The following is a 20,012-nucleotide window of genomic DNA, read 5'->3' on the forward strand; positions in this document are numbered from 1 at the left end:
CGGGTGTCAGATCAGGCTCGACAAGGGTACTTCGGGGTCGGCCAGCGCGGCGGCGTCCACCGGGCGCCGTGCCTGCACCAGGGCTGCGATGTCGTCGCCGGCGTCCCAGATGTTCACGTTCATCCCGGCCAGAACGGTTCCGGCCTCGTCGAGCCAGAAGGCCAGGAACTCCAGCCCGGAGACGTCGCCGCGCGTCACCACGCGCCGGTAGCCCTCGGCGAGGCCCCGGTACTCCATTCCGAGGTCGTACTGATCGGTGAAGAAGTAGGGCATGCGGGTGTACTCGGTGTCGCGCCCGACGATGTTCTCCGCGACCACGGCTGGCTGGTTGAGAGCGTTGGCCCAATGCTCGGTGCGGACCCGCGTCCGCAGGATCGGGTGCATGGCGGCGGCGATGTCGCCGGCCGCGTACACGTCCGCTGCGCTGGTCCGCAGCCGGCTGTCGGTGGCCACCCCGCCGTCGGCGAGCGTGAGCCCGGCGGCTTCGGCGAGCCCGGTCTCGGCCCGGGCTCCGACGGCGATGAGGACCGCGTCGGCCGTGACGGTCGTTCCGTCGTCGAGTTCGAGGCCGGTGGCCCTGCCGTCGGCGACGGTGATCGACGAGACCTTGCGCCCGGTGCGCAGGTCGACACCGTGCGCGCGATGCAGATCGGCGAAGGCAGCGCCGATCTCGGGTCCGAGCGCGGCCCGCAACGGCTGATCGGCGGCCTCCACCACGGTCACCTCCGTGTCGCGACGCCGGGCCGCGGCCGCCACCTCCAGGCCGATCCAGCCTCCGCCGATCACCGCGAGCCGCTTGCCCTCGCCGAAGGTCTCCAGAAGCGCGGACGCCTCGTCCACGGTGCGGAGATAGTGAACGCCCGCCGCGTCGGCGCCGTCGATCGGCGGATGCACGGACGTCGACCCGGTGGCCAGCACCAGTGCGGAGTAGGCGACGGCACCGCCGTCGCTGAGACGCACGGTCCGCGATGCGGTGTCGACGGACTCGGCGCGCACGCCCAACCTCAGGTCGACGTCGTTATCTGCGTACCAGGCCTCGTCGTGGACGGTGAACTCCGACAGCGACTTGCTTCCGGCGAGGAACTCCTTCGACAGCGGTGGGCGCTCATAGGGTGCGACGCGCTCGGCGGCGATCAGCACCACGCCGCCGGAGTATCCGTTCTCCCGCAATTGCTCGGCGGTCTTCGCTCCGGCGAGCCCGCCGCCGATGATCACGACGGGGTCGGAGGGTCGGTTCGGTCCGGTCATCTCACTTCTCCTCACTTCGCCTGTACAGCCGAGTCTAGAGACGTCCGGTGCGCGGGGAGAGGTGTACAGCGACGTCGTCTGGCGCGCTGCGTGCGACTCAGGCTCCGGCGATCAGCATCACGCCGAGAGCGGCCATCACGGCGGCGATCGCGGTGTCGAGGACGCGCCACGCGCGCGCAGAGGCGAACACCGGCGCCATCCGCCGGGCGCCGAGGCCCAGCATCAGAAACCAGATCAGGGATGCCGTGCATGCGCCGATCGTGAACGACCACTTGGCGCCGCCGTGACTGTTGGCGATCGATCCGAGGGTGAGAACCGTGTCGAGGTAAGTGTGGGGGTTGAGCCAGGTCAGAGCGAGTGCGGTGCCCAGTGCAGCCCACAGCCCCACGGTCCGTCCGGAGCCGGAGTGCGCGGGTCCGGAGCCAGGGCGAAGAGCGCGCCGCGCGGCGAGGGCGGCCAAGACGAGCAAGTAGCCGCCGCCGACGAACTCAGCGATCGCGACGGCGCTCGGATGAGCGGAGACCAAGGCGCCGAGCCCCGCCGTTCCCGCGCTGATCAGGACGATGTCGGAGACCACGCAGACCGCGATCACCGGGAGTACGTAGGCACCACTCACGCCTTGCCGGATGACATAGATGTTCTGCGGTCCGATCGCGATGATGAGGCCGGCGCCGGTCACGAGGCCGGCGAGCGCGGCGAGAAGGTACGTGCTGATCACGTGAGTCCACGCTAGGAACGTCGATGACATTAGTCCAACAAATGATTCTTAGTAAAGATTAGAATGACTTAATATGGAGTTTCCGGTTGAAGGACTCGTGACGCTGGCCACCGTCCTCCGTGAGGGCACATTCGAGGCGGCGGCGGCATCGCTGCACGTCACGCCGTCCGCGGTGAGCCAGCGGATCAAGGCGCTGGAGCAGTCGGTGGGGAGAGTGCTGGTGCGCCGCACCAAGCCCGCGACGCCGACCGTCGACGGCGAGGTGCTCGCCCGGCTCGGCGAACAGTGGGAGGTCCTGGTGGCCGAGGCCCGGGGCGCGCTGATCGGGACCGCGCCGGAGTTCGACGGCGACCCAAGGCATCTGCCGCGGGTGGAGCTGTCGATCGCCTGCAACGCCGACTCGTTGGCGACGTGGTTCCTTCCGGTGCTCGCCGAACTCCACCGCGAGCACGCCGTCTCGATCGACGTCAACCGTGACGACGAGTCGATCACCACCGCGCTGCTTCGGTCGGGCGACGTGATCGGGGCCGTCACCTCCGACCCGGTCGGTGTGCGGGGCTGCGAGACCATCGAACTCGGTTCCCTGCGGTACTTCGCGGTCGCTTCGCCGGAGTTCATCGAGTACTGGCTGCCCCACGGCGTACGGGCCCGAGACATGCGCTACGCGCCGATGGTGATGTTCGACAGCAACGACCATTTGCAGATCAAAACGCTGAAACAGCTCGTCGCCGAACCGATCTCACCGCCCGTCCACTACATTCCGGCGGCCGCGGAGTACCGGCGGGCCATCGCCGCCGGCATCGGTTGGGGAGCGGTTCCCGAAGTGGATCTCGACGACGAGCACACCGGGCGAGACCTGGTGAAACTGTCGCAGACGCCGGTCGACGTACCGCTGTTCTGGCAGTACTGGAAGCTGCGGTCGCCGGCCGTGACCGCGCTCACCGAGATCATCGTCGCGCACGCGCGGGCCGGCCTGGTGCCACGCCGTCGCGCGACCGCCGTGCAGGCCCGCCCGTCGGGCAGCCGCTGAGCGCGTCCGCCGACCGCGGTCGGTCAGCCGGCCGATTCCAGAATCATGGTGACGGCCATGCCGCTGCCCGCGCAGATCGAGACCAGCGCGCGCGAGCCCGGTTGGGAGGCGAGGAGTTTGGCGACCGTTGCGACGATGCGGCCGCCGGTGGCGCCGAAGGGATGACCGGTGGCCAGCGAGCCGCCGCACACATTGAGGCGGCTGCGGTCGATCTCGCCGAGTGCCCGGTCGCGGCCCAGAGCCGTCCGGCAGAACTCATCGTCGTTCCAGGCGGCCAGCGTCGAGAGCACCTGAGAGGCGAATGCCTCGTGGATCTCGTAGAAGTCGAAGTCCTGCAGGGCGAGGCCGTTGCGGCGCAGCAGTTCGTCGACCGCGTACACCGGCGCCATCAGCACGCCCTGCGTCTTCGGGTCGCCGTCCACGTAGTCGACCGCCCAGCTCTGTGCGTCCACCAGCCGGGCGAGCGGGGTCAGATCGCGGCTCTGCGCCCACGCGGCCGTGCCCATCAGGACCGACGACGCCCCGTCGGTCAGCGTGGTCGAGTTCGCCGGCGTCATCGTGCCGTCGGGCCCGCCGAAACACGGTGCGAGCGGCGCGACCCGTTCGGCGGTCAGACCGCGTCGCAGGTTGTCGTCCTCGGCGAGCCCGGCGAACGGGGTCAGCAGGTCGTCGAAGAATCCGTCGTCGTAGGCCCGCGCCAGATTGTGGTGGGAGTCGAGCGCGATGCGGTCCTGGTCGGCGCGAGTGACGTTCCACGCCGCGCCGGTCACCGCCTGGGCGGCACCGGGAACGAGGTTGGTTCGGCGCTCGGCGGGGCTGGGGACGTCGAAGTCCAATGACAGCGGGATCTGCACGGCCTCGCGCAGGCGGTCGGGGAGGCTGCGGGCAGCGTTGACCCGGACGAGCCGGTTGCGCAGCCGAGGACCGAATCCGATCGGCGGATCGGAGGTGGTGTCGGCACCGCATGCGACGCCGGACTCGATCTGGCCGCACGCGATCTTGTTCGCGATGTGAACCACGGCCTGGCCTCCGGTGGCGCACTGCTGCTGCACGTCCACGGTGGGAGTAGCCCGCGACAGCGGGGTGTCGAGAAGGCTTTCGCGGGTGAGGCTGTGGTCGCGGGCGAGCTTGACGACAGCGCCGCCGGCCACCTCGCCCAGGCGTACGTCGTGGAGACCGAAGCGGTCGACGAGGCCGTTCAGCGCGGCGGTGAGCATCGTCTGGTTCGTCTCGCCCAGGTAGGCGCCGTTGGAACGAGCGAAGGGGATCCGGTTACCGCCCAGGACATAGACGTTCTGGAGTTCGCGAGGTGACATGGTCCAGAAAGCTACCATCAGCCGATGTAAACGTTCGAGGGGCCGTCGACGGGACTCGGCGCGAACCGGTCGGGCGCCGACCTCGGTAGACTCCGACGTCGTGCACGGATTACGAGCCAGATCCGCCTTCGTCGGCGCGATGCTGGTGTTGGCGGGGGTCTGCTACTCGTCGTGGGTGCTCGACCTGTTCCTGCATTCCGGACTCGATCCGATGCGCTCGTTCCTGTCCGAGCTCGACAGCGGCCACATGCCGCACCGCGATGTCTACGTGACTGGCGACGTGCTGACCGGGGTCTTCTCGCTGCTCGCCGCGTTCGGCCTCGGTTGGCCGCCGTCGCTGGTGCGCAACAGGTTCTCGATCACCGCCGCGGTGGCGATCGGCGCGTTCGGTGCGTCGACCATCGCCGACGCGCTGATGCCGATCGAGTGTCTGGCCGGTCGCGACCCGGGGTGCCCATCCGAGTCACGCGGCCTGCTGCCGCAGTTGCAGCACGTTCACGCCCTCACGAGCTCGCTCGCGGTGTTCGCGATCTTCGTGGCGATGGTCGCGGCGTCATTGGCGGCCTGGCGGCGGGGCGACTGGGCGTGGCTGCGTTACGGGGGCGGTCTGGTCTTCGCCGTCGTCGTGCTCGCGACCGTCTGGATGCTGGCCGCCGACCGGCTCGGCGGCGACTACCGGCTGGGACTGGCCCAGCGGATCCAGGTCGGCGGGATGAGCCTGTGGCTGGCGTTCTGGGGCGTCGCGATCGCCCGGTGGGGACGCGGCGCGCGTGCCGCCTCCGCGAACTCGGCGGACGACGGCACCGCAGGCTAACGGCCCTTGGGTCGCGTCTCGCCGCGCAGCCAGGCCGGGATGTCGGTCTCCAGTCGCGGCCGGGCGGGATCCATCACGACGCGGACCACATCGCTGTTCAGGCGCGGCACCATCCGCGCACCGAGGAGATCGTGCACCGCGTCCGGAACGTCGACCACCGAGCCGACCACACCGACGAGGTCGCCGAGTGATTCGCCGAACGGGTTCACCAGGCTCACGTCGAGCGGGTTCTTGACCGAGAGAGCGATCGGGCCGTCGTCGTGCTGCGTCCGCTGGAACAGGAATCCCACGCTGGTGCAGGAGTCGGTCACCGAGTTTCCGGAGCGGACCTCGGCGGTGCCGAAGGCCGCCGTACAGATCGCGCCGTTGCCGGGCCCCTTGCCACTGCTCGCCGAGGTGACCCCGCCGAACGCCGTGGTCGTCGTGGTGCGTCCGCGGGCGTCGGCGGTGCTGAAGGCGAGTGCCGCGGGGAGGGCGGTGGCCTCGGCGCGCGCGCCCGTCACCGTTGCCACCGCCACGGAGGCTCCGAGCACCGTCGCATTGGCCGAGGCCTTTCCGCCGAGGAGACCGGCGGCGACACCGAGGCTCAGCACATTGGCGAGCGAATGCGCCTCACCGCCGGTGACCGCGATCGCGGCGGTGATCCCGCCGCCCGCGATGGAGGCCTTGGTCGGCAGTGCCGGACCGACGGCGATCGCCTGGTTGAGGTCCCGCAGGATCGGTTCCTGACCGAACAGGCGGAGCAACCCGTCACCCAGTGCCGCCGTGACCGGTGCCGCCCGTTTGCAGTCGGCGGTGATCGGGATCAGGACGTTGCCGTTGATCGGATTGCGGATGCTCGCATCGGCCGATTCACCGGGTGCGCATGTCGCCGATACCCCCGGAGTCGACGCCGCGTGCGCCGGTGCCGCTGACGCGCCTGCGGCGACGATGGCCACGGCGGAGGCGGCCAGGATCCGTCGAGTCGTGAGCTTGGACATCCGAAGCCTCCCCTGGTCGGCGACCCGCGACGAGATGCGACGAACGACTGAGATGGATTGCTTGAAACTAGCGCCGTCAGTCGGTCGGGGGAGGGGTTTTCAGCGAAAAGTCCGATGGATCGGGACTGTGCGGTGTAGGTACTTCGACGTCAGCGCCGGTACGTCGTGGTGAAGGCCTCCGTCGGCCCGGACGCGTTCGCGGCCACTTCGTGGGCCGTCAGAACCACCGATGTGGAATCGATCGCGAGCGTCATGAATCCGCGGTCGCGGTAGTTCTCGTACTTGGCCCGGAAGCGGCCGGCGGAGCGGCCGTTCACCGACTTCGCCGCGGCCCCGGACACGATCTGGCGCGTGCCCTTGAGCCCGGAGACGTTCTCGAGGACCTGCTGGCTGTGATCGTGTCCGGAGAACAGGAAGTGCGCGCGGCCCGCGACGTGCTTCTCGATGAACCGCTTCATCTCCACGCCGTTCAGCGGGGCCGGGAGTCCGTCGAAGTCGCCCGCCGGCCCGTGTGGTCCGTTGTTCGCGTACGGGTGATGGGTGCAGACGATCTTCCAGGGTGCGGTCGAAGTCCGCAGCGCGCGGTCGAGCCATGCCGCCTGGCGCGTCATGTAGTGACCGCCGGGCTCCCACTCGGGGGACAGGAAGGGCGGAATGTAGGCGGCGAGGGGGTTCATGTCGAGGACGAAGACGTCGGCGACGCCGAGCGGGACGCTGTAATAGCGCGCGGGCATGTACCAGCGGCGGGAGCGCCGGTGGTAGGCCACCTCGGCGTCGCCGCGCAGCAGCCAGCCGCCGTCGCCGGGGAACACGGCGGTGTTGTCGTGATTGCCGAGCGTCATCAGCCACGGGAAGTCGAGACCGGCGTTCGGCTTCTCGAACTTGGTGGTGAATTGATGGTCGTCCGGGCCCTTCGGGCCGGTCTCGTAGATGTTGTCGCCGAGACCGAGGGCGAGGTCGAACGGAGTGGTCGCGTGGATCCTCCGAGCGGCGGCGGTTACCGCGTACTGGGGCTTCTCGCCGGTGCCCGCGTCGCCGGTCACCAGGACGTGGAGGCTCGACGCCTTCGACGGGAGGGGGAAGCGGGACGCGGCGGAGGCGGTTCCGGCTCCCCGGGCGGTGGATCCCAGTGCTCCGAGGCCGGCGGCCGCGCCGGTGGCGGCGGCGCCCGCGAGGAAGGTGCGTCGATCGAGGCCGCGGCGGTGCGGCTGGGGGCTGTTGTCGGTCATGGGCGTGATGGTTCCACGTCTACGTGAACGAAAGGTGTTCGATTCCAGCACTATTCGCCATGTCGGCGCCGACTTGCGTTTACTGACGAGTAACCTGCCTCTGCCAGCCTTCTCGCGATGTCTGAGAAACGAACCTCCCTCCCTGTCTCCCGGCGTGCCTTCATGGGCGCCGCCGGGGCCGGCGCGCTGGCCCTCGGTGTTCCCTCTGTCGTCGCGGCGGGTGAAGCCCGCGGCGCGCCCGGCCCGCGGGCGGCGTTCCAGCACGGAGTGGCCTCCGGCGATCCGCTGCCGAACGGTGTCATCCTCTGGACGCGCGTCACTCCGACCGCGGAGGCGACGCCCGGCTCCGGACGCGGGCCGTCGTCGAATCTGGTCTGGGAGGTGTCGGCGGACGAGCACTTCGGATCGACGGTCGCCTCGGGCTCGGTCACCACCGACGCCTCACGCGATCACACGGTGAAGGTCGACGTCGGCGGACTCGCGCCGGCCCGCGTCTACTGGTACCGCTTCCGGGTCACCGGAGGGCCGGCTGCGGGCGCCGTGTCGCCGGTCGGCCGCACCAAGACCGCGCCCGCCACCGACGCCGATGTCGCGAAGGCTCGCTTCGGAGTCGTGAGCTGCTCCAACTGGGAGGCGGGCTATTTCGCTGCCTATCGGCACCTGGCCAAGCGGACGGAGCTCGACGCCGTCATTCATCTCGGTGATTACATCTACGAGTACGGCGCAGGCGAATACGGCGGGAAGAACGGCCCGGTGCGGATCCACCGCCCGGCGCACGACATCGTCTCGCTGGCGGACTACCGCATCCGACACGGCCAGTACAAGACCGACCCCGACCTGCAGCAACTGCATCGCGCGCTCCCGTTCATCGCGACCTGGGACGATCACGAGACCGCCGACAACTCGTATCGCTCGGGGGCGGAGAATCACGATCCCGCCAGGCAGGGGCCGTGGGCGGCACGAAAGGCCAACGCGGACAAGGCGTATTACGAGTGGATGCCGGTTCGGCCGGTCGTCTCGGCGAACAACCGGCACATCTACCGGCGATTGCGTTACGGCAGGCTGCTCGAGTTGTCGATGCTCGATCTGCGGACCTATCGGGACCGCGAGGCGTCGAGGTTCAGCAAGCAGTCCGACGCCGGCGCCACCACGATCACCGGTCGTGCGCAGATGGGGTGGGTCACCGGCGGCATCGTCACCTCCACCACCCGATGGCAGCTCATCGGCAACTCCGTGATGATCTCGCCGGTGCTGTTGCCGCCGCTGAACCCGGACACGACCAAGGCGATCACCGATCTGATCGGTGTTCCGGAGAACGGCGTGCCCTTCAACACCGACCAGTGGGACGGTTATACGAAGGATCGGGCGCGACTGCTCGACGCCGCCGACCGCGCGGGCAAGAAGAATCTGGTGTTCCTCACCGGCGACATCCACATGTCGTGGGCCAATGAGATTCCGCGCAAGCCCGCCGACTATCCGGGCGCGGGCACACTCGGCACGGAGTTCGTGGTGACCTCGGTGACGTCGAACAATCTCGACGACATGGTGAAGGCGCCCGAGCACACGGTCGGGAACGCCGCCGCGGCCGCCATCACGGCGACGAATCGGCACGCCCGCTGGGTCGACACGGACGCCCACGGGTACGGGGTGCTGACCGTCGATCCCGCAGCGGCCCAGATGGACTGGTACTCGCTCAACGACCGCGCCGACCGGCACACCGGCGAGTATCACGCGCAGTCGTGGAAGGTGCGCTCCGGAACCCGCCGCATGACCAAGGTCTCCGGCCCGGCGAGCTGACTCATGCGATCAGCCGTGCCGCTGATAGCTCAGTGATATCATCCTGCTAGTGGTGGACGACCGGTCCGCCGTCGACGGGAGGGTGTCGCTGTGGACTTTCGGAATGCATGGCGGACCAACGGGTTCATCGGTCTGCTCGGATCGCTGGTGGTGGTGATCGCCTGCGTGGTGGCGGTGATCGCGACCATCGCGGCGGTGTCGGACGGGGCGTCGCCCGCGCTCATCGTCGTCACCGTGCTCGCGGTGATCGTGGGCTTCGCGGCCCTGCTGACGATGACCGGTCTGACGACGGTCAGCCCCAACGAGGCCAAGGTGCTGCAGTTCTTCGGCCGCTACATCGGTTCGGTGAGCGACGCGGGCTTCTTCCTCGTGACGCCGCTGACCGATCGCCGGACCATCTCGCTGCGTATCCGCAACTTCGAGACTCAGAAGCTCAAGGTCAACGATGCGGACGGCAATCCGGTCGAGATCGCGGCGGTGGTGGTCTATCGCGTCGTCGACAGTTTCAAGGCGGCGTTCGCGGTCGACGACTACGAGGAGTACGTCGCCATCCAGTCGGAGGCGGCGGTACGTCATCTGGCTACGAGCTATCCGTACGACTCGCATCAGACCGACACCATCAGCCTGCGCGACGGTGCCACCATCGCGGAGGAGATGACCGTCGAACTGCGTGAGCGCACCCAGATGGCGGGCATCGAGATCATCGAGGCTCGGATCACGCACCTGGCCTACGCGCCCGAGATCGCGCAGGCGATGCTTGTCCGACAGCAGGCCGCGCAGGTGGTCGCGGCGCGTCAGCAGATCGTCGAGGGTGCGGTGGGGATGGTCGGTCTCGCGCTCGACCGGCTCGCCGAACAGGGCGTCGTCGAGCTGGACGAGGAGCGTCGCGCGGCGATGGTCTCGAATCTGCTGGTGGTGCTGTGCGGTGACCGTGCCACGCAGCCGGTGGTCAACGCGGGAACCCTGTACGCCTGATGACCGAGCAGTCGGGCGCTTCCCGTCCGGCGAAGCGCGAGCAGAAGAAGGTGCTGCTGCGGCTGGACCCGGACGTGCATGCGGCGATCGCCAAATGGGCGGCGGACGACCTGCGCAGCGTCAACGGTCAGCTCGAGTACGCGCTTCGGTTGGCACTGAAGCAGGCCGGGCGGTGGCCGGATTGAGTGCCGGTCATCGTGCGGGCATCAGGCAGCTGGCCGGGGCTGCCACCAGTGAGCACACGGTCGCGGGACGGGTCGGCCGGTAGCGCGGCCCGACGCCGCCCTCGGCGGTGATGCCACGGAAGGCGGTCACGGCGTCGGTGGGGATCCGCCGGAGCGTGGGGTCGGTCTTGACGTTCACGGTGTAGAGACCGAATCTCGGTGTGTAGCTGCCCCATTCGTAGTTGTCGGTGAGACTCCAGTAGTTCATGCCGATCACCGGGAGTCCGTCGCGGCGGGCGCGCTGGATCCAGTAGACGAGGTCGCGGAGATGGTCGGCGCGCCGGTACCCGTCCGGCCGGGGCTTGCCGTTCTCGGTGGCCATGCCAGCCTCCACGACGTAGAGCGGCTTGCCCGGGAAGCGGTGCGCCATGTCGCGGAGCGCGTAGTACACGCCGTCGGTCGCCGCCGACGCCTTCCAGAACTCGCTCGTCGCGGCGTACACGGCCGTGGGGTCGGTCGGGGAGATGGAGTAGTAGTAATCGAGTCCGACGTAGTCGAGCTGGTTGCGGATGCGGTTGAGGAAGGCCTGGTCGAGGCCGGGCTCGATGGTCGGAATGTAGGCGACATTGGAGCTGACCTGGGCGCCAGGGTCTTTGGCGTGAATGTATCGGTAGATGGTCTGGTGGGCCTTGACGAGTCTGTCGACCATCAGCGTCACCGATTTCTTCGGTATGCCGCCGTATTGGACCTCTTTCAGGACGTACGCGGCCGGTTCGTTGATCGTGATCCAGAGCGGGTGGTACTTGGCGTAGCGGTCGACGACGATCCGGTTGTGCCGCAGCCAGGCGTCGAGGGTGCCGGGGTCGGACCATCCGCCGCGGTCGGCGATCCAACCCGGGTACACCCAGTGGTCGAGGGTGATCATCGGCCGCATTCCCGCGGCGACGATGGTGCGCACGACGTCGTCGTAGTAGTCGAGTTCTCGTGCAGCCAGGTGGCCGGGGCGCGGTTCGATGCGGGCCCATTCGATGCCGATGCGGTAGACCTTGGCGCCGAGGCTCTTCGCCAGCGCTATGTCTGATGCGTAGCGATGCCGGAAATCGACGGACGTCCCGATCGGATCGTCCGTCGCACCCTTCGCGATGTAGCGAGTCCAGTTGCTGTCGGGGGAGTCGCCTTCGGACTGGAAACCGGAGGAGGCGACACCCCAGAGGAACGTGGATGGCAGTGAGCCGCCCGGCTTGGCCTCGGCGGAGGCGGTGAGACTGGACGGGATCGCCGGGGTCAGTGCGGCACTCAACGCGAGCGCGAGGGCGAGAGCCGCAGCCAGGAGCAGAGCAGGATTGACTCGGACCGACATGGCGCGACGGCGCGACGGAGCCCCTCCCATGAGTGTGACGATAGTCTCATTTCGGGGGAAGTGGCTGCATTCGTGGTCCCGCGCGCCCGATCAGGCCGCGTGGTACGGACGGGATCCGGCTCTCGGCTGTGCGGGTTGCGTCTGCGGAGGTGGTTGGGGGAGTTCTCGTGGGTGCAGGTGCCGTGCTTGTCCGGCGTGGTGGATGGGGTTCAGGCGCCAGGGGTGATTGGTGGTGGCTGGTCGCCAGGCCATGCGTCCGGTGTGGGGTCCGTCGGTGAGGATGGTGGTTTCCCATTGGCCGCGGTTGGTGCCGACGGCGCGGTTGTGGCGTCCGCAGGCTGCGCCGAGGGCGTCGATGTCGGTGCGTCCGGCCGGGGTGATCCAGTCCGGTGCGTGGTGGGCTTGGGTTTGTGCGAAGGGGCGGTCGCAGCCGGGGGCGGTGCAGCCGCGGTCGCGGGCGAACAACGCCAACCGCTGCGCCTTGCTCGCGAACCGTGCACCGCGGCCTTGGTAGAGGACTTCGCTGGTGTGATGGCGGAAGACCGCCAGGTGCGGGACGGCGTCGGCAGCGAGCCGGACCAACTCGCCGATCGGAACGCGGGTGCCGGTGGCGGTCAGGGAGATGCCGGCGTGGGCGGCGAGTTCTTGGTCGGTGACGGTGATGACGAGTTCGGCCGGTATCCGGTTCGGTGCTCCGAGTCCGCCGTGGGCGAGAACGTAGTCGCACAGGGCCAGCAGTGCGTCGTGTGTGCGTTGGGCGGCGCTGCGTAGATCCCGGCCCCGCGCCGCCGCGAGTGCTTCGGCGTCGAGGTCGTCGGCGTCGATGGTTCCGGTCGGGGAGTCGGGGTCGGCGGGGTTGTTCATGCCGGGTGCGGCCCAGGCGGTGAGGATCACTTCGAACTTGGCCCGCAACTCCGGGGTCATGGCGCCGCGGACTCTGCTCATCAACTGACGATCCTGCGGGAGGATCGTGATTCCGCGCTGGCGTTGCCGGTCGACGTGATCGCTCTCCTGACCATCGGGGTCCAGGTGAGCGAGCAGCCGCTCACCGACCTTGCCCAAATCATCCGGATTCAACCCAGCCGCAGCGTCGGCCAACTCCGCCTCAGCACGGGCTTTGACTTCCGGCGAGATGCAGCCGGGCACTTTCGCCAAAACGCCCGAGATCACCAACGCGTGTTCGGCGCCGACAGTCCCGGCCGCCACCGCGGCGGCGGTAGCCGGCTTGCGCGGAGGCAGAGTCTGCCCTTGGAAGTTGGAGAATTCGCCGATGGTCTCAGCCATCCGCAGCCGCCGACCCGCCTCGCGGGTTCCCAGCCGCAAGCCCTGTGAGAGGTATTGGTGCGGATTCAGATAGCCGGCGGTGCGGTGGGCGTTGCGGTCGGAGACTTCCACCAGGAGTGCTGCGGAGATGCCGTCCCAGCGTCGCCGGATGCGTTCGGCGGTCTGTGTGTGGGCCAGCAGTTCCGGTTCGGTCTCCGGCGACAGCGAGGTCTCAGCGAGCTTCACCGCCGCGGCATCGATCAATGCCAACAACTCTGAGGGCTGGTTCGGCAGCGCGAGAGCGGTGACACCATTAGTGATCGGATCGCTCATCGCTGCCACCTCCCCCGAGTGTTTCAGCTGGTCACACCATGTTTTCTTGAATACCTGAACGCTATCACTCAGGTCCGACAAAACTGGTCCGCGAGCGGGCGGTGGAGATGTCGGAAATCTTCAAGACCTCGGGAGTGTGTGGTCGTACCGTCGAATCATGGAAACGTCCACTGCCCTGAACCAGACCCTGAAGAGCCTCGCCGACGTTCTCGACGGTGCCTCAGACACTCCGCTCGACGCTCCGACTCCATGCACCGAGTTCGACTTTCAGACGTTGCGGGCCCACGTCGTGGGGTGGTTAACCGCGTTCACCGACGGATTCACTTCAGACGACCATCTCTGCAGTGATCCGGGCGCGGTGTCTGTGACCGGCACCGGCGGCGACCAGGTACGGGAGCTCGCCGAACGACTCGACGTCGTGCTGCCGGAGGCCGCCGCCGACCCGCTCCGAATCGGAGAGTCCGCGATGCCCGGAGACATGGCTCTGTCGATGATGTTGTGGGAGTACCAGGTTCACGGTTGGGACCTGGCTCGCGCGGCCGGGAGACCCTGGGCGCCCGCCGACAGTGCGCTGGAGGCCTCGCTGGAGTTCGCACCCGGGATGCTCACCCCGGACTTCCAGGGCGAGGGCAAGGCCTTCGCGGCTAGCGTGCCGGTTCCTGAGACCGCCCCGCCGCTCGACAGGCTCGTCGGGTTGTCGGGCCGTGATCCGCACTGGACGGCCTGACGGAAGCCGTCACACCTGACGGCTTCCGGAGCGTCGGTCACTGCGAGTCGACGGCGGTTTGCTAGTCTTGGAGCCGCGAGATCGCCTCGCAGTGCCGATGTAGTTTAGTGGTAGAACATCAGCTTCCCAAGCTGAGAGTGCGGGTTCGATTCCCGTCATCGGCTCCACGAAATCCCCTGGTCGGAGCATTTCTGGCCGGGGGATTTCGCGTTGCGAGGCAACTGTGAGTCAACATCTGCGAGTAGGTGCGGGCTCGCCCGCACCCGACTCCGGACGTCTCGATCGGACTCTGAGTCCACCGCATGGCGACACTCGACGAGTGCATCTGCGATCGGCGCATCAGGCACGGTCTCAACGCCACGTCGTCGGGCGAGCTGACGCGGCGCCGACCTGCGTGCCCCGACCATTGCTCGGACGGTCCGTACATCGCCCGCCGCAACGTATTCCGTTTGCTGTGACGGCTCGAGCATCCGGCGTCGGCCCCCGCCTCCGCGTCCTCATGGGGCGGACGGACATGGCGATGCGGCGCCGGCGGTCTTGACCGAGCGGGAGCACACGTCTATACATGTATAGACAACGTGATGGGTGTCACTAACGGCGATGCTCATTGCGGACCCCACACCAATCGGCCGAGCGGCCGACCACCCCCAGGAGGTAGCGCCCGTGAATGCCACCGCACCCGGCACACCCACGGAGTCGACCACCGGCGGCACGTTGCGCCGCGGGCTCTCAGCGCGGCACATCCGCTTCATCGCGCTCGGCTCGGCGATCGGCACAGGACTGTTCTACGGATCGTCCGACGCGATCCAGACCGCCGGACCCGCCGTCCTGATCGCCTACATGATCGGTGGCGCGGTGGTGTTCCTGGTGCTGCGGGCGCTCGGCGAGATGGCGGTGGCGAATCCGGTGGCCGGCTCGTTCGGCGAGTACGCGCGCAAGTACCTCGGCCCGCTGGCCGGGTTCACCACCGGATGGACCTATATCTTCGAGATGGTGATCGTCTGCCTCGCCGACGTGACGGCCTTCGGCGTCTACATGGGCTTCTGGTTCCCAGACGTACCCAGATGGATCTGGGTGCTGCTGGTGGTGCTCGTCGTCGCCTCGGTGAACCTGATCAGCGTCAAGGTCTACGGCGAACTGGAGTTCTGGTTCTCACTGATCAAGGTCGTGGCGATCATTGCGATGATCGCCGGCGGCGCGGCCATCCTGATCTTCGGCTTCGGCGTGCACGACGTGAGCACCGGAGTCAGCAATCTGTGGACACACGGCGGTTTCGCGCCTAACGGCATCGGCGGCATCATCGCTTCCTTCGCGGTGGTGATCTTCGCCTACGGCGGCACCGAGATCATCGGTGTGACGGCCGGAGAGGCGGCGAACCCGGAGAAGACCATCCCGCGCGCGGTCAACACCGTCCCGATCCGAGTCATTCTGTTCTACGTGCTCACGCTCGCGGTCATCATGGCGATCAACCCGTGGACGAGCGTCGACTCCAAGTCGAGCGCGTTCGTCCAGATCTTCCAGGGACTCGGCCTGCACGCGGCGGCGACCGTGCTCAACCTGGTGCTCATCACCGCGGCGCTCTCGGCGATCAACAGCGACATCTACGGCGCCGGCCGCCTGCTGTACGGCATGGCGCACAAGGGACAGGCTCCGGCCGCGATGCGCAGAGTCAGCCGCGGCGGCGTGCCGTGGGTGACGGTCGCGGCGATCGCCGTGGCGCTGCTGATCGGCGTGGTGCTCAACGCCCTCATCCCGGATCGGGTGTTCCTGATCATCGCCGCCATCGCCACCTTCGCGACGATCTGGGTGTGGCTGATGATCCTGCTGGCCCAGGTGGCCTCGCGCCGCAAGATGAGCGCGGAGGAGCAGGCCGAACTGAAGTTCCCGGTACCGCTGTGGCCCTACGGACCGATCGCCGCGATCGCATTCCTGCTGTTCGTGTTCGGCATCCTGGCCTACTACCCGGACACCCGAGTCGCGATCATCGTCGGCGTCGTCTGGCTGGCACTGCTCACCCTGGCCTACCAGCTGTGGGTGCGACGCGCCTCCGAAGACCGGAGCGAGGACGCGCACGACGAAACCCACCCGCCGGCGGTGATGGCCGCCGACCCCGCAACCGTTCCCCCGACCACCTCGTCAGAACCCGAATTGGAGCAACCATGACCATGACCGCACAGACCGAATCCACCCCGACGGCCGAGACCGTCGTCGGCATCGGGGCAGTGAGCCCGGACGACGTGGTGGCAGTCGCACGGCACGGCGCGAAGGTCCGGCTGTCGGACGAGTCGCTGGCCGCGATCGCGCAGACCCGCACCCGCATCGAGGCGTTGGCCGCCGACCCGAAGCCGGTCTACGGAGTGTCGACGGGCTTCGGCGCCCTCGCCACCCGACACATTCCGCAGGAGATGCGCAAGCAGTTGCAGCGCAGTCTGGTCCGGTCGCACGCCGCCGGGTCGGGACCGGAAGTGGAACGCGAGGTGGTCCGCGCGCTGATGCTGCTGCGCCTGTCCACTCTGGCGACCGGCCGCACGGGAGTCCGGCCCGAGGTCGCGCAGACCTACGCGGCCCTGCTGAACGCCGGCATCACCCCGGTGGTTCACGAGTACGGCAGCCTCGGCTGCTCCGGCGACCTGGCCCCGCTCGCGCACTGCGCGCTGGCCGTCATCGGCGAGGGCGTGGTCCGTGACGCCTCCGGGCAGCAGATGCCCGCGGCGCAGGCTCTCGCGGCCGCAGGCATCACCCCGGTGGTGTTGGAGGAGAAGGAGGGCCTGGCACTCATCAACGGCACCGACGGAATGCTCGGCCAGTTGGTGCTGGCCTGCCACGACCTGCGGCGGCTGCTGGCGCTGGCCGACATCACCGCGGCGATGAGCGTCGAAGGACTCCTGGGCACCGGGCGCGTCTTCGCCGCCGACCTGCAGGCACTGCGGCCGCACCCGGGACAGGCCGCGGCCGCCGGCAACATGACCCGGCTGCTCGAGGACTCCCCGATCGTGGCCAGCCACCAGAGCCCGGACTGCACCATCGTCCAGGACGCGTACTCGCTGCGCTGCGCGCCCACCGTGGCCGGCGGCGCCCGCGACACCCTCGCGCACGCCGAACAGGTCGCCGCATGGGAACTGGCTGCCGCCGTCGACAACCCGGTGGTCACCATCGACGGACGAGTGGAGTCCAACGGCAACTTCCACGGCGCCCCGGTCGCCTACGTCCTCGACTTCCTCGCGATCGTCGTGGCCGACGTCGCGTCGATGAGCGAGCGACGCACCGACCGATTCCTCGACACCGCCCGCAACCACGGGTTGCCGCCGTTCCTGGCCGACGACCCGGGTGTCGACAGCGGTCACATGATCGCGCAGTACACGCAGGCCGCGATCGTCTCCGAACTCAAGCGGCTCGCCGCGCCCGCCAGCGTCGACTCCATCCCGTCATCGGCGATGCAGGAGGACCACGTCTCGATGGGCTGGTCGGCGGCGCGCAAGCTCCGCAAGAGCATCGACGGCCTGACCCGGGTCCTCGCTGTGGAGGCGCTGACCGCCGCACGCGGACTGGACCTGCGGGCACCCCTGCAGCCGGCGCCCCCGACCGCCGCCGTCCGTGACGCGATCCGCGCCCGCGTGCAGGGCCCCGGAACCGACCGCTGGCTCGCCCCCGAGATCGACGCGGTCGTCGAACTGGCCCGCAGCGGCGAACTGCTCGACGCGGCGGAGTCGGTGACCGGTCCGCTGGACTGATCGGCCCCAGAAGCCACACAAGACTGTGGGAGCCCGCCCGGATTCCGGGCGGGCTCCCACAGTCTCCGGTCGGTTCGAGGGTCTGTGTTGGTCGGACGTGAACTGTCTCGCGAGCGCTCTGAGCGCCGCCGATCAGGCGCGCGCCGTGACGATCCGGTGCAGCAGTCGCGCCGCGGTACGCGCCGTGCGGCCGTCGATGTCCAGTGCGGGGTTGAGTTCCGCGACGTCGCAGAGTGCGAGCCGGCCGCTGCGCGCCACCCGGTCGCACACCCGCTGGACGGTCTCCACCGGAACCCCGTATGCGGCCGGGGCGCTGACGCCGGGGGCCACCGCGGCAGGCAGCACATCCAGGTCGATGGTCAGGTACAGCAGATCCACATCGTCGAGGAACGCATCGACGAAACGGTCGACGACGGCGAAGTCGGCGACCGAGCAGGCGTCGTCGAACAGATACCGCACACCGAGCGCGTCGGCGGTGTCGAAGAGCACCCGCGTGTTGCTCGGCTGACTGATGCCGAGCACCGCGTAGCGGAACTGTGCGCCGCGCGCACGCTCGTGTTCGGCGATCTGCCGGAACGGGGTGCCGGAACTGGGCACGGGGTCCGGCCGCAGATCGAAGTGCGCATCGAGGTTGAGGACCCCGAGCCGTGCCCCGGCCTGCGCGGCCCGCGAGCGGGCCAGACCGAGGAAACTGCCGTACGCGACGGCGTGACCGCCGCCGAGGACGAGCGGGAGGTGTCCGGCGTCGAGCAGCGTGCCGACCACCCGGCCGAGCCGCTCCTGGCCGGCTTCCAGCTCGCCGTCGGTGACGGCGACGTCGCCGGCGTCGAAGACGTTGATCGGTCCGGACAGGGCCATCGGCGCCAACGCGCGCCGCAGTGCACCGGGCCCCGTCGCCGCGCCGGTGCGGCCCTTGTTGCGGCGTACCCCTTCGTCGCTGGCGAAGCCGACGATCGTGGTGGGGGCGGGGGAGTCGGCGGCGGGCGGATCGTCGGCGACGAGCGGGCGCACCACGTGATGCCACCGCACATGTTCGGCACCCGGGCCGTCGTCTCGCCCCGACCACGGTTCGGGCGTCACATCCACGAGTCCGGTCATCGACATCGCTTGTGCCTCTCAATCTTCGGTTGTCAGTGTCGGGCGGGGACGAGTGCCCCGTTCTTCCACACCTCGCGGACCAGCGGAACTCCCGGCCGATAGGCCAGATGGATGTGCGACGGTGCGTCCAGTGCGATCGCGTCGGCGCGTGATCCCACCGTCAGACGGCCGATGTCGTTGCGCTGCAAGGCCGCTGCTCCGCCGGCGGTGGCGGCCCAGACCGCCTCATCGGGACTCATGTGCATCTCCCGCACGGCCAGCGCGATGCACAGCGGGATGCTCGTGGTGTAACTGGTGCCGGGATTGCAGTCGGCGGCCAGCGCCACGGTGACGCCGGCGTCGAGCATCGCGCGGGCGTCGGGGTATCTGCTGCTGCGCGTGCAGAAGTCGGCGGTGGGCAGCAGGGTCGCGACTGTGCTGCTCGCGGCCAGCGCTTCGACGTCGTCGGCGGTGGTGTGCGTGACGTGGTCCACCGACGCGGCGCCGAGCTCGACGGCCAACTGCACGCCGGGGCCGGGGCCGAGCTGGTTGCCGTGCACTCGCGCGGTCAGCCCGGCGTCGATGCCGGCACGCAGCACCGCCTCGGACTGGTCGCGGTCGAACGCTCCGGTCTCGCAGAAGACGTCGATCCACTTCGCGTGCGGTGCGCAGTCGGGGATCATCCGCTCGCAGACCATCTCGACGTAATCGTCGGTGCGACCGGTGTATTCGGGCGGCGTGACGTGCGCGGCGAGCAGCGTCGTCTCACCGGTGTGCCGGCCCGCGACGCGAAGGCTGCGCATCTCGGTGTCGATGTCCTGCCCGTAACCGGACTTGCATTCGATCGTGGTGCTCCCGGCGGCGAGCGCCTCGCGCACCAGCCGCGCCATGTTGGCGTCGAGCTGGTCGTCGGAGGAGCCGCGGGTCGCGGCGATGGTGGTGCGGATACCTCCCGCGCCGTACGGCTCGCCCGTCATCCGGGCCGCGAACTCCTCGGCGCGTTCACCGCCGAACACCAGATGTGCGTGACTGTCCACGAAGCCCGGCAGCACGGCGCGTCCGTCCACGTCGTAGCGGTGGTGCGCGGCGCCGTCCGGAACCCGGGCGGCGGGGCCGACCCACTCCACGACGCCGTCGCGGAAGACCATCGCGGCGTCGTGGAGCAGTCCCAGCGGACCGTCGCCGAGCTCCGGGCTGTTGGTGACCAACGTGCCGATGCCGGTGATGAGAACCGATCCGTCTGAGGTCAT

The 20,012-nt window shown here is 68.9% G+C and carries 17 protein-coding genes and 1 tRNA gene; 9 read left to right on the forward strand and 9 right to left on the reverse strand.

Annotated features, from left to right (window positions below; translation table 11 throughout):
• Window positions 1-6: 6 nt before the first annotated feature.
• Together P5P27_RS00730 and P5P27_RS00735 are read right to left on the reverse strand one after the other, a co-directional pair.
• Window positions 7-1,248, reverse strand: coding sequence for an NAD(P)/FAD-dependent oxidoreductase (locus P5P27_RS00730; RefSeq protein ID WP_278125933.1), 1,242 nt, complete (start codon window positions 1,246-1,248; stop codon window positions 7-9).
• A 97-nt stretch (window positions 1,249-1,345) separates the two neighbouring features.
• Window positions 1,346-1,996: a LysE/ArgO family amino acid transporter gene (locus P5P27_RS00735; RefSeq protein WP_278125934.1), complete on the reverse strand. Its 651-nt coding sequence runs from the start codon at window positions 1,994-1,996 to the stop codon at window positions 1,346-1,348.
• Between the two features lie 43 nt (window positions 1,997-2,039).
• Between P5P27_RS00735 and P5P27_RS00740 the strand changes: the two genes are divergently transcribed.
• Complete coding sequence (locus P5P27_RS00740; RefSeq protein WP_006897003.1) at window positions 2,040-2,996, forward strand: LysR family transcriptional regulator ArgP; 957 nt, start codon at window positions 2,040-2,042, stop codon at window positions 2,994-2,996.
• A 23-nt stretch (window positions 2,997-3,019) separates the two neighbouring features.
• Here the strand turns inward: P5P27_RS00740 and P5P27_RS00745 are convergent, their stop codons facing one another.
• Window positions 3,020-4,312 (reverse strand): acetyl-CoA C-acetyltransferase, encoded by a 1,293-nt coding sequence (locus P5P27_RS00745; protein WP_278125935.1) that lies wholly within the window; start codon window positions 4,310-4,312, stop codon window positions 3,020-3,022.
• A gap of 139 nt (window positions 4,313-4,451) precedes the next feature.
• On the opposite strand from P5P27_RS00745, the gene P5P27_RS00750 reads away from it, so the two are divergent.
• On the forward strand, window positions 4,452-5,126 hold the full coding sequence (locus P5P27_RS00750) for a DUF998 domain-containing protein (protein WP_062366204.1): 675 nt from the start codon (window positions 4,452-4,454) through the stop codon (window positions 5,124-5,126).
• Here the strand turns inward: P5P27_RS00750 and P5P27_RS00755 are convergent.
• Both P5P27_RS00755 and P5P27_RS00760 read right to left on the reverse strand, forming a co-directional pair.
• Window positions 5,123-6,106: a hypothetical protein gene (locus P5P27_RS00755; RefSeq protein ID WP_006897000.1), complete on the reverse strand. Its 984-nt coding sequence runs from the start codon at window positions 6,104-6,106 to the stop codon at window positions 5,123-5,125. The genes P5P27_RS00750 and P5P27_RS00755 overlap by 4 nt on opposite strands.
• A gap of 149 nt (window positions 6,107-6,255) precedes the next feature.
• Entirely contained in the window at window positions 6,256-7,335 is a 1,080-nt protein-coding gene (locus P5P27_RS00760; protein ID WP_045539989.1) for a metallophosphoesterase, read from the reverse strand.
• Between the two features lie 162 nt (window positions 7,336-7,497).
• On the opposite strand from P5P27_RS00760, the gene P5P27_RS00765 reads away from it, so the two are divergent.
• From P5P27_RS00765 to P5P27_RS00775, 3 genes are all read left to right on the forward strand, one after another.
• The gene (locus tag P5P27_RS00765; protein WP_278127393.1) at window positions 7,498-9,132 is read left to right on the forward strand and encodes an alkaline phosphatase D family protein; all 1,635 of its coding nucleotides are present in this window, start codon (window positions 7,498-7,500) and stop codon (window positions 9,130-9,132) included.
• A gap of 90 nt (window positions 9,133-9,222) precedes the next feature.
• Entirely contained in the window at window positions 9,223-10,107 is an 885-nt protein-coding gene (locus P5P27_RS00770; protein WP_006896997.1) for an SPFH domain-containing protein, read from the forward strand.
• The gene (locus tag P5P27_RS00775; protein WP_006896996.1) at window positions 10,107-10,292 is read left to right on the forward strand and encodes a type II toxin-antitoxin system antitoxin; all 186 of its coding nucleotides are present in this window, start codon (window positions 10,107-10,109) and stop codon (window positions 10,290-10,292) included. The genes P5P27_RS00770 and P5P27_RS00775 overlap by 1 nt, the downstream gene beginning before the upstream one ends.
• A gap of 7 nt (window positions 10,293-10,299) precedes the next feature.
• Here P5P27_RS00775 and P5P27_RS00780 read toward each other — a convergent pair whose 3' ends face one another.
• Together P5P27_RS00780 and P5P27_RS00785 are read right to left on the reverse strand one after the other, a co-directional pair.
• Entirely contained in the window at window positions 10,300-11,631 is a 1,332-nt protein-coding gene (locus P5P27_RS00780; RefSeq protein WP_045539993.1) for a family 1 glycosylhydrolase, read from the reverse strand.
• A gap of 90 nt (window positions 11,632-11,721) precedes the next feature.
• Window positions 11,722-13,227 carry an HNH endonuclease signature motif containing protein gene (locus P5P27_RS00785; protein ID WP_278125940.1) on the reverse strand — a complete coding sequence of 502 codons (1,506 nt, stop codon included), beginning with the start codon at window positions 13,225-13,227 and terminating at the stop codon, window positions 11,722-11,724.
• Window positions 13,228-13,384: 157 nt separating this feature from the next.
• Between P5P27_RS00785 and P5P27_RS00790 the strand changes: the two genes are divergently transcribed.
• The 4 genes from P5P27_RS00790 (at window position 13,385) to hutH (ending at window position 17,685) form a co-directional block, all read left to right on the forward strand.
• Window positions 13,385-13,954, forward strand: coding sequence for a TIGR03086 family metal-binding protein (locus P5P27_RS00790; protein ID WP_278125942.1), 570 nt, complete (start codon window positions 13,385-13,387; stop codon window positions 13,952-13,954).
• A 93-nt stretch (window positions 13,955-14,047) separates the two neighbouring features.
• Window positions 14,048-14,121 (forward strand) — tRNA-Gly (locus tag P5P27_RS00795).
• 496 nt (window positions 14,122-14,617) lie between these two features.
• Window positions 14,618-16,117 (forward strand): amino acid permease, encoded by a 1,500-nt coding sequence (locus tag P5P27_RS00800; RefSeq protein WP_278125944.1) that lies wholly within the window; start codon window positions 14,618-14,620, stop codon window positions 16,115-16,117.
• Window positions 16,118-16,119: 2 nt separating this feature from the next.
• Window positions 16,120-17,685, forward strand: a complete 1,566-nt coding sequence (gene hutH, locus P5P27_RS00805) for a histidine ammonia-lyase (protein ID WP_278127394.1) — start codon at window positions 16,120-16,122, stop codon at window positions 17,683-17,685.
• A 132-nt stretch (window positions 17,686-17,817) separates the two neighbouring features.
• On the opposite strand, the gene hutG is transcribed toward hutH, so the two are convergent.
• Together hutG and hutI are read right to left on the reverse strand one after the other, a co-directional pair.
• The gene (gene hutG / locus P5P27_RS00810; protein ID WP_411815728.1) at window positions 17,818-18,783 is read right to left on the reverse strand and encodes a formimidoylglutamase; all 966 of its coding nucleotides are present in this window, start codon (window positions 18,781-18,783) and stop codon (window positions 17,818-17,820) included.
• A gap of 32 nt (window positions 18,784-18,815) precedes the next feature.
• Entirely contained in the window at window positions 18,816-20,012 is a 1,197-nt protein-coding gene (hutI, locus tag P5P27_RS00815; RefSeq protein WP_278125948.1) for an imidazolonepropionase, read from the reverse strand.

The organism is Gordonia sihwensis, from assembly GCF_029632925.1.
In the GTDB taxonomy this organism is placed as follows: domain Bacteria; phylum Actinomycetota; class Actinomycetes; order Mycobacteriales; family Mycobacteriaceae; genus Gordonia; species Gordonia sihwensis.

What these genes read in the sequence shown, in the direction of transcription:
- P5P27_RS00730 (WP_278125933.1), bottom strand. Translation starts at nt 1,248, where the DNA reads ATGACCGGACCGAACCGACCCTCCGACCCCGTCGTGATCATCGGCGGC.
- P5P27_RS00735 (WP_278125934.1), bottom strand. Translation starts at nt 1,996, where the DNA reads ATGTCATCGACGTTCCTAGCGTGGACTCACGTGATCAGCACGTACCTT.
- P5P27_RS00740 (WP_006897003.1), top strand. Translation starts at nt 2,040, where the DNA reads ATGGAGTTTCCGGTTGAAGGACTCGTGACGCTGGCCACCGTCCTCCGT.
- P5P27_RS00745 (WP_278125935.1), bottom strand. Translation starts at nt 4,312, where the DNA reads ATGTCACCTCGCGAACTCCAGAACGTCTATGTCCTGGGCGGTAACCGG.
- P5P27_RS00750 (WP_062366204.1), top strand. Translation starts at nt 4,452, where the DNA reads ATGCTGGTGTTGGCGGGGGTCTGCTACTCGTCGTGGGTGCTCGACCTG.
- P5P27_RS00755 (WP_006897000.1), bottom strand. Translation starts at nt 6,106, where the DNA reads ATGTCCAAGCTCACGACTCGACGGATCCTGGCCGCCTCCGCCGTGGCC.
- P5P27_RS00760 (WP_045539989.1), bottom strand. Translation starts at nt 7,335, where the DNA reads ATGACCGACAACAGCCCCCAGCCGCACCGCCGCGGCCTCGATCGACGC.
- P5P27_RS00765 (WP_278127393.1), top strand. Translation starts at nt 7,498, where the DNA reads ATGGGCGCCGCCGGGGCCGGCGCGCTGGCCCTCGGTGTTCCCTCTGTC.
- P5P27_RS00775 (WP_006896996.1), top strand. Translation starts at nt 10,107, where the DNA reads ATGACCGAGCAGTCGGGCGCTTCCCGTCCGGCGAAGCGCGAGCAGAAG.
- P5P27_RS00780 (WP_045539993.1), bottom strand. Translation starts at nt 11,631, where the DNA reads ATGTCGGTCCGAGTCAATCCTGCTCTGCTCCTGGCTGCGGCTCTCGCC.
- P5P27_RS00785 (WP_278125940.1), bottom strand. Translation starts at nt 13,227, where the DNA reads ATGAGCGATCCGATCACTAATGGTGTCACCGCTCTCGCGCTGCCGAAC.
- P5P27_RS00790 (WP_278125942.1), top strand. Translation starts at nt 13,385, where the DNA reads ATGGAAACGTCCACTGCCCTGAACCAGACCCTGAAGAGCCTCGCCGAC.
- hutH (WP_278127394.1), top strand. Translation starts at nt 16,120, where the DNA reads ATGACCGCACAGACCGAATCCACCCCGACGGCCGAGACCGTCGTCGGC.
- hutG (WP_411815728.1), bottom strand. Translation starts at nt 18,783, where the DNA reads ATGACCGGACTCGTGGATGTGACGCCCGAACCGTGGTCGGGGCGAGAC.
- hutI (WP_278125948.1), bottom strand. Translation starts at nt 20,012, where the DNA reads ATGACCTCAGACGGATCGGTTCTCATCACCGGCATCGGCACGTTGGTC.